This window comes from Flavobacterium sp. FPG59, assembly GCF_002150205.1.
Lineage (GTDB): Bacteria > Bacteroidota > Bacteroidia > Flavobacteriales > Flavobacteriaceae > Flavobacterium.
This window is the reverse complement of the sequence record NZ_MTCA01000323.1, coordinates 1-2,267: the sequence shown is the minus strand read 5'-3', so window position 1 is coordinate 2,267 and position 2,267 is coordinate 1. Positions and strand designations below refer to the sequence as shown.

Here is a 2,267-nt window from a genome sequence, read left to right as displayed (position 1 = left end):
CAATAAAAGGAGCTCTCTTTGGTCGCTCTTTTCTTGTAATAAAATGTAACTCCATTTCAAAAAGCTTTTCACTACTATCTGGGCTAAAAACAAGACATATTGGCATCATCAGTAAAGAGGTATGACCTTTGTGTTATTGTTTGTGACTTTCAAACTTTAGACTTTCAAACTTTTAAACTTATACAAATGAACTACGGTAAAGAATTTAAAAAATTTGCTACAAAGCACCAAGGAGTAAATGCCATGTATTACGATAAAATCGTTGCGGCAATGAATCCTACTAATATGACTCCTTATATTATTGAAGAACGCCAGTTAAACATTTCGCAACTTGACGTTTTTTCAAGATTAATGATGGATAGAATTATTTTTCTAGGAACAGGAATTGATGATCAAATTGCAAACATAGTACAAGCACAATTGTTGTTTTTAGAAAGTGCAGACGCTTCTAAGGATATTCAAATTTACTTGAACTCTCCAGGAGGAAGTGTATACGCAGGTTTAGGAATTTATGACACCATGCAATACATCAAGCCTGATGTAGCTACAATTTGTACGGGTATGGCTGCCTCAATGGGAGCAGTATTGTTATGCGCTGGTGCTGAAGGAAAACGTTCTGCATTGCCACATTCAAGAGTAATGATTCACCAACCATCAGGTGGAGCACAAGGTGTTGCAACAGATATGGAAATCAATCTAAGAGAGATGTTGAAACTTAAAGAAGAGTTATACAACATTATCTCACACCACTCAGGACAAACTTTTGATAAAGTACATGCAGATAGTGAGCGTGATTACTGGATGAAAGCTGATGAGGCAAAAGAGTACGGAATGATCGACGAAGTGTTGAGAAGAGGATAAAAAAATGGTTTCAGGTTTCAAGTTTAATGTTAGTATGGAAACTTTAAACTTGAAACTTTAAACTTGAAACAAAAAATATGGCGAAAGAAAAATTAGAATGTTCGTTTTGTGGAAGGAAAAAGCCAGAAACTAATTTATTAATTGCAGGCATTGATGCACACATTTGTGATAAATGTATCGAGCAAGCGCACGGAATTGTTCTTGAAGAATTAAAAACAACTGGTAGTTCTAAGCTAGTTGGAGATTTAGTTTTGCAAAAACCAAAAGAAATTAGAGCTTTCCTAGATCAATATGTTATTGGGCAGGACCAAACAAAAAAGGTGATGTCTGTAGCAGTTTACAATCATTACAAACGTTTGATGCAACAGCAACAAGACGATGAGGTAGAGATTGAAAAAAGTAACATCATCATGGTTGGGCAAACCGGAACAGGTAAAACATTAGTAGCTAAAACCATTGCAAAAATGCTTGACGTTCCTTTAGCTATTGTAGATGCTACAGTATTGACAGAGGCTGGTTATGTAGGAGAAGATGTCGAGAGTATTTTAACACGTTTGTTACAAGCTGCTGATTATGATGTAGCCAAAGCAGAACGTGGAATTGTATTTATTGATGAAATTGACAAAATTGCTCGTAAGAGTGATAATCCATCTATTACGCGTGATGTGTCTGGTGAAGGAGTACAGCAAGCCTTGCTAAAATTACTAGAAGGAACCGTTGTGAATGTCCCACCAAAAGGAGGACGTAAACACCCAGACCAAAAATTTGTAGAAGTTAATACTCAAAATATCTTGTTTATTGCCGGTGGTGCTTTTGATGGAATTGAAAGAATTATTTCGAAACGATTGAACCGTCAAGCCGTGGGGTATTCGACGTCAAAAAATGTAGACAACATTGACAAAGACAATTTGTTGCAATACATTATCCCTAAGGACATCAAAGATTTTGGATTGATTCCGGAGATCATTGGTCGTTTACCAGTTTTGACACACATGGATCCTTTGGATAGAGCAACTTTACGTTCAATCTTGACAGAGCCTAAAAATGCATTAATCAAACAATATGAAAAGTTGTTTTTAATGGATGAGGTTGCATTTACCATCACAGATGAAGCTTTAGATTTTATTGTTGATAAAGCCTTAGAATACAAATTAGGTGCACGTGGTTTGCGTTCTTTATGTGAAGCTATCTTAACAGATGCGATGTACGAATTACCAAGTTCAGATAACAAAGTACTTGAAATAAATCAAGAATACGCTGAAGAAACCTTGAATAAAAACTTATTGAAGCGTTTGGAAATAGCTTCTTAAATTACAGTTTTCTTAAAAACACTAACCTGTTCATTATTTGAGCAGGTTTTTTTGTAGAAATTTAAAAAAAAGATATTGGCATTTAAAAAAGAAATC

The 2,267-nt window shown here is 35.1% G+C and carries 2 protein-coding genes; both read left to right on the top strand.

Going from position 1 to position 2,267, the window contains the following annotated elements; translation table 11 throughout:
* Positions 1–186 precede the first annotated feature (186 nt).
* Entirely contained in the window at positions 187–861 is a 675-nt protein-coding gene (gene clpP / locus FPG59_RS15570; protein ID WP_086455462.1) for an ATP-dependent Clp endopeptidase proteolytic subunit ClpP, read from the top strand.
* Positions 862–938: 77 nt separating this feature from the next.
* Positions 939–2,171, top strand: coding sequence for an ATP-dependent Clp protease ATP-binding subunit ClpX (gene clpX / locus FPG59_RS15565; protein ID WP_086455461.1), 1,233 nt, complete (start codon positions 939–941; stop codon positions 2,169–2,171).
* The last annotated feature ends 96 nt before the right edge of the window (positions 2,172–2,267 follow it).

Excerpts from the sequence above, each read along its gene's own strand:
- clpP (WP_086455462.1), top strand. The coding sequence starts at position 187 with ATGAACTACGGTAAAGAATTTAAAAAATTTGCTACAAAGCACCAAGGA.
- clpX (WP_086455461.1), top strand. The coding sequence starts at position 939 with ATGGCGAAAGAAAAATTAGAATGTTCGTTTTGTGGAAGGAAAAAGCCA.